This window comes from Streptomyces sp. UNOB3_S3 (assembly GCF_020740895.1).
In the GTDB taxonomy this organism is placed as follows: Bacteria; Actinomycetota; Actinomycetes; order Streptomycetales; family Streptomycetaceae; genus Streptomyces.
The window spans coordinates 1-4,940 of the sequence record NZ_JAILXP010000468.1; the positions used below are offsets into that span (position 1 = coordinate 1).

Consider the following 4,940-nt stretch of genomic DNA (forward strand, 5'->3'; position numbering starts at 1 on the left):
GTCCGCCGCGCCGACGTCCGCCGTCTCCGGTGCTCCGCCACCGGCCGTCGTGCCGCCCGGCACGCCGTACGCGCCCGCGGAGTACGGGCCGCCCTCCCCGCCGACCGTCGCCCCCGGCGCTCCCGCCAGCCGCCACAGGTCGGGCAGCGCCGTGTCCGGGGCGACGGGCAGGGCCGTCCAGCCCGCCGAGCGCAGGACGCGCAGCCGCTCGTCGGCCTCGCGGCGGGCCGGGCTGTCCTCCGGGGCGCCCGCCCACGTGGCCGTGGGCAGGACGAAGGCGACCGCCGTGCCGCCGCGTGGGCGCATCCGGGCGGCCAGTGCCGTCTGCGGCTCGTCCAGGTCGCCGAGGAACGCCACCAGCAGGCCCTCCCCGCCGGCGCCGCGCAGCGCCTCGTGGGCGGGGGACAGGCCGGTGCCCTCGGAGTGGTCGATCACGGCGAGGGCGTCCAGCATCAGCCCGGCGGCGCCGGACGGGTCGGGGGAGGAGCCCGTGCGGCCGCCCGGGGCGTCGAGGCCCGGCAGTGAGCTGCCCGTGTCGGTCAGCAGCCGGACCGTGAAGCCCCGCTCCAGCAGGTGCGACGCCACCGACGCCGCCCCCGAGACGGCCCACTCGAACGGCGAGCCGGGCCCGGCGCCCTCGTAGGCGACGGCCCGGGTGTCCAGCAGCACCGTGCAGTGGGCGCGCCGCGGCCGTTCCTCGCGGCGCACCATCAGCTCGCCGTAGCGGGCGGTGGAGCGCCAGTGGACCCGGCGCAGGTCGTCGCCGTGGCGGTAGCCGCGGGGGATGACGTCGTCCTCCCCGGCCAGGGCGAGGACGCGGTACCGGCCGTCGCCGTGGCCCGCCGCCTCGCCGCCCAGGCGCACCGCCGGCAGCCGGTCGACGCGCGGGACGACCGTCAGGGTGTCGTACGTGCTGAAGCCCCGGGTCAGCTCGCACATCCCGAACGGGTCCGTCAGCCGCAGCTGGAGCGGGCCCAGGGGGTAGCGGCCGCGCAGATCGGCGCGGACCCGGTAGGAGACCTCGCGCCGCCCGCCCGGCTCCATCCGGTCCAGGACGAAGCGGGGGCGCGGGCCCAGGACGTAGGGCACCCGGTCCTGGAGCATCAGCAGGCCCGTGGGGAGCCGCGAGACATTGTCGACGCGAAGGCTCACCCGGGCCTCGGCGGCGGCGGGCACGCGCGCGGGCGCGAGGCGCCGGCTGCCGGTGACCCGGTGCCGGGTGAGGTGGAGCACCACCACGCACACCACGGGCAGCACGGCCAGCAGCAGCCCGACCCGCAGCAGGTCCTCCTGGCCCAGCACATAGGCGCAGGCCGTCGCGGCGACGCCCGCCGCCAGGAAGGAGCGGCCCCGGGTGGTCAGCCCGCCGAACGCCGCCCACAGCCCGCCATGGGCCTCGCCGTCGTCCGGCGGGCCGTCCGGGGCGGGCATCACAGCCTCCGGGCGCCCGGCGGCTGATGGCCGAACGGGTCGGGCAGCGGGGTGCGCCGCAGGATGTCCACGACGATCTGCTCGGCGGTGCGCCGCCCGAGCTGGGCCTGCGCCGTGGGCAGCAGCCGGTGGGCGAGCACCGGCACCGCCAGCGCCCGGATGTCGTCGGGCAGGGCGAACTCCCGGCCGGCCAGCGCGGCCGCCGCCTTCGCCGCCCGGAGCAGGTGCAGCGTCGCGCGCGGCGACGCGCCGAGTCTGAGCTCGGGGTGCTGCCGGGTGGCGCCGACCACGTCCACCGCGTAGCGCAGCACGGGCTCGGCGACGTGCACGGCGCGGACCGTGTCGATCAGCTTGACGATCTCGTGGACGTGGGCGACGGGCTGGAGGTCCTCCAGCGGGGAGATCCCGCCGTGCGAGGCCAGCATCCGCAGCTCGGCCTCCGGGCCGGGGTAGCCGATGGACACCCGGGCCATGAAGCGGTCGCGCTGGGCCTCGGGCAGCGGGTACGTGCCCTCCATCTCGACCGGGTTCTGCGTGGCCACGACCATGAAGGGGCTGGGCAGCTCGTAGGTGTGGCCGTCGATGGTGACCTGGCGCTCCTCCATCGACTCCAGCAGCGCCGACTGCGTCTTGGGCGAGGCGCGGTTGATCTCGTCGCCGATGACGATCTGCGCGAAGATCGCGCCGGGCTTGAACTCGAAGTCGCGGCGCTGCTGGTCGTAGACGCTCACGCCGGTGATGTCGGAGGGCAGCAGGTCCGGGGTGAACTGGATGCGCCGCACCGAGCAGTCGACGGACCGCGCCAGCGCCTTGGCGAGCATCGTCTTGCCCACGCCCGGCACGTCCTCGATCAGCAGGTGGCCCTCGGCGAGCAGCACGGTCAGCGCCAGCCGCACGACCTCCGGCTTGCCCTCGATCACGCTCTCCACCGAGCGGCGCACCCGCTCCGCGGTGGCGGTCAGCCCTGCCGCTCCGCCCGGCTCCGCCGGAGCGGGCGGACCCCCGTGGCTGGCTCGCTCGTCATAGGTCGTCACCCGGCCCTCCTCGGCCCTTCACCAGGGCCGGAGGCCCGCCGGAAGCTCCGGCGGCGCGTGGTCCGGCCCACCCCGCTGCGACACCCGGGCCGCGTGGCGGCCGGGCGTCCCTACGCATTCTGGCCGTCCGCACGGCGCGGCGTCACCGCCTGTGGACAACTGGTCGGCGCGCGCCGCACCGGTCGTCCACAGGCCTTGCGGTCAGGAGCGCGGGTCGATCTCGCGCAGCAGGCCGGTCGTCACGTCGAAGACGAAGCCCCGCACGTCGTCGCGGTGGGGCAGGAAGGGTGAGGTCCGTACCCGCTGCATGGACTGGCGGACGTCCTGGTCGAGGTCCTTGAACGCCTCCACGGCCCACGCCGGCCGCTGGCCGACCTCGGCCTCGATGTCGTGCCGGAAGTCCTCGGTGAGGTCCAGCAGACCGCAGCCGGTGTGGTGGATCAGCACCACCGAGCGGGTGCCCAGGGCGCGCTGGCTGATGGTGAGGGAACGGATGATGTCGTCCGTGACGACGCCACCCGCGTTGCGGATGGTGTGGCAGTCGCCCAGCTCCAGGCCCAGGGCGGCGTGCAGGTCGAGACGGGCGTCCATGCACGCGACCACGGCGACCTTCAGCACGGGCCGGGCGTCCATGCCCGGGTCGGCGAACGCGGCCGCGTACTGGGCGTTGGCCTCCACCAGCCGGTCGGTGACGGTGGGCTCCGTGGTGCCCGTACGGCCCTGGCCGGGGCCGGGCGTGTGCGACGGTGACGCGGATATCGGCATAGGGATGAACGTAGCCGCTGACCGGCTCCGGCGCACGCGCGGCCGCCCCTGACCAGGGCAGCGCCCGGTAACCGGCCGCTCACCCGGCCCGCCCGCCCGGCGTCCGGACCCGGTCGTTCCGCCGGGTGGCCGGGTGGTCCCCGCCGCGCGGGCGGTGGGACGCGCACGCACCGGCCGGTTGATTGACCGCGGGGACGAGTGGACTAAAGTGGCGCGAAGTGGGAGGCGTGACGCTCCCCGGAACGCTCCCCGGAACCGAAGAACCACCACGTGGCACGGTGCGTACGTACCCCTCGGCCTCCTCCCGCTCCCGGTCGCCCGGCGTCACTTCCCCGGCGCCGGAACGTCCGTTCCCCTTCGAGCGGGCGGGGACCCGGCGGTACGCCGCGCCGCGCCTCCCCATATCTCAGAAGGGCGCATGAGCAGCAACGCGCGACACGTCCCCGTCATGCTCCAGCGCTGCCTGGACATGCTCGCCCCCGCGCTGACCGCGCCCGGAGCCGTCGTGGTCGACTGCACCCTCGGCGCCGGCGGCCACAGCGAGGCGCTGCTCAAGACCTTCCCCGACGTCCGGCTCGTCGCCCTCGACCGCGATCCCACCGCGCTCGCGCTCGCCGGCGAGCGGCTCGCCCCCTACGGCGACCGCGCCACGCTGGTGCGCGCCGTGTACCACGAGCTGCCCGAGGTGCTGGCACGGCTGGGCATCCCCGAGGTCCAGGGCATCCTGTTCGACCTCGGTGTGTCCTCCATGCAGCTCGACGAGGCCGACCGCGGCTTCGCCTACGCGCAGGACGCCCCGCTGGACATGCGCATGGACCAGACGACCGGCATCAGCGCCGCCGAGGTCCTCAACACCTACCCGCCGGGCGAGCTGGTGCGCATCCTGCGCCAGTACGGCGAGGAGAAGCAGGCCAAACGCATCGTCTCGGCCATCGTCCGCGAGCGGGAGAAGGAGCCCTTCAGCAACAGCGCCCGCCTCGTCGAGCTGATCCGCGACGCCCTGCCGCAGGCCGCCAAGCGCACCGGCGGCAACCCCGCCAAGCGCACCTTCCAGGCGCTGCGCATCGAGGTCAACGCCGAGCTGGCCAGCGTGGAGGCGGCCATCCCGGCCGCCGTCGCGGCCCTGGCCGTCGGTGGCCGGATCGCGGTGCTGTCGTACCAGTCGCTGGAGGACCGCATCGTCAAGAGCGTCTTCGCCGCCGGTGCCACGAGCACCGCGCCGCCCGGGCTGCCCGTGGTGCCCGAGCGCTACCAGCCGCGCCTGAAGCTGCTGACGCGCGGTGCCGAGCTGCCCACGGAGGAGGAGATCGCCGAGAACCGGCGGGCGGCCCCCGCCCGGCTGCGCGGCGTCGAGCGGATCCGCGAGGACGTCCGGTGAGCCCGGCCGGGCGCCGGGGCGGCCGCCTGGTGCGGCTGCTGCCCGCCGGACCCGCCGGGGCGAAGCGCACGCCGTTCGTCCTGCTGGTCGTGGTGCTCCTCGGTTCCGGCCTCATCTCGCTGCTGCTGCTGAACTCGTCCCTGAACCAGGGTTCCTTCGAGCTCAGCCGGCTCCAGCGCACCACCACCGAGCTGACCGACGAGCAGCAGGCGCTCCAGCAGGAGGTCGACCAGCTGGCCGCCCCCGACGCGCTGGAGCGCCGCGCCCGGGAGCTGGGCATGATCCCCGGCGGCAGCCCCGCCTTCCTGCTGCCCGACGGCACGGTCAAGGGC

The 4,940-nt window shown here is 75.5% G+C and carries 5 protein-coding genes; 2 read left to right on the plus strand and 3 right to left on the minus strand.

Annotated features, from left to right (window positions below; translation table 11 throughout):
- The 3 genes from K6I33_RS31830 to K6I33_RS31840 form a co-directional block, all read right to left on the minus strand.
- A partial coding sequence (locus tag K6I33_RS31830) for a DUF58 domain-containing protein (RefSeq protein WP_229358021.1) occupies nucleotides 1-1,431 on the minus strand: 1,431 nt, incomplete at its 3' end.
- Nucleotides 1,431-2,465 (minus strand): AAA family ATPase, encoded by a 1,035-nt coding sequence (locus tag K6I33_RS31835; protein WP_374286343.1) that lies wholly within the window; start codon nucleotides 2,463-2,465, stop codon nucleotides 1,431-1,433. The genes K6I33_RS31835 and K6I33_RS31830, both read right to left, overlap by 1 nt.
- A gap of 201 nt (nucleotides 2,466-2,666) precedes the next feature.
- Nucleotides 2,667-3,230 (minus strand): carbonic anhydrase, encoded by a 564-nt coding sequence (locus K6I33_RS31840; protein ID WP_229358022.1) that lies wholly within the window; start codon nucleotides 3,228-3,230, stop codon nucleotides 2,667-2,669.
- 418 nt (nucleotides 3,231-3,648) lie between these two features.
- On the opposite strand from K6I33_RS31840, the gene rsmH reads away from it, so the two are divergent.
- Together rsmH and K6I33_RS31850 are read left to right on the plus strand one after the other, a co-directional pair.
- Nucleotides 3,649-4,608: a 16S rRNA (cytosine(1402)-N(4))-methyltransferase RsmH gene (rsmH, locus tag K6I33_RS31845; RefSeq protein ID WP_229358023.1), complete on the plus strand. Its 960-nt coding sequence runs from the start codon at nucleotides 3,649-3,651 to the stop codon at nucleotides 4,606-4,608.
- Nucleotides 4,605-4,940, plus strand: a 336-nt coding sequence (locus tag K6I33_RS31850) for a septum formation initiator family protein (RefSeq protein ID WP_229358024.1), incomplete at its 3' end; no start/stop codon positions are given. The genes rsmH and K6I33_RS31850, both read left to right, overlap by 4 nt.

What these genes read in the sequence shown, in the direction of transcription:
- K6I33_RS31840 (WP_229358022.1), bottom strand. Translation starts at nt 3,230, where the DNA reads ATGCCGATATCCGCGTCACCGTCGCACACGCCCGGCCCCGGCCAGGGC.
- rsmH (WP_229358023.1), top strand. Translation starts at nt 3,649, where the DNA reads ATGAGCAGCAACGCGCGACACGTCCCCGTCATGCTCCAGCGCTGCCTG.